Consider the following 363-nt stretch of genomic DNA (forward strand, 5'->3'; position numbering starts at 1 on the left):
ATCACGGGGCAGCGGTCCGCGCGTGGGGTGATCCGGACCGGACGTATCACTCGCGGACGGTTCGGGCGTACGCGGTCACCTACCTGGCCATGCCCCACAGCCCGGGCACCGGCCCCGCCGCGCGACGCACGCTCTACAGCGCGGCAGCCGCGATCGGCGCGGGCGCCGTGCCGCGAAGCGCCGTCGAGAACGGCAGGGTCAGGACCAGCACCCCCACCGCCGGCCCGGCCGCGTACCAGGCGGCGAAGACGAACGGACCCGCGCCCCCGCCGGCCCCCTGCCGCGCGGAGTACATGAGGTCCTGGCGGGTCACGCCGCGGCAGGCGTTCACCAGCCCCGCCCCGACCATGGCGGGGACCGTGG

General features: G+C 76.9%; 1 protein-coding gene. It reads right to left on the reverse strand.

From position 1 onward, the window contains the following. Positions 1-133: 133 nt before the first annotated feature. Positions 134-363, reverse strand: a 230-nt coding sequence (locus UK12_RS33720; protein ID WP_231591497.1) for a hypothetical protein, incomplete at its 5' end; no start/stop codon positions are given.

This window comes from Saccharothrix sp. ST-888, from assembly GCF_000955975.1.
Lineage (GTDB): Bacteria > Actinomycetota > Actinomycetes > Streptomycetales > Streptomycetaceae > Kitasatospora.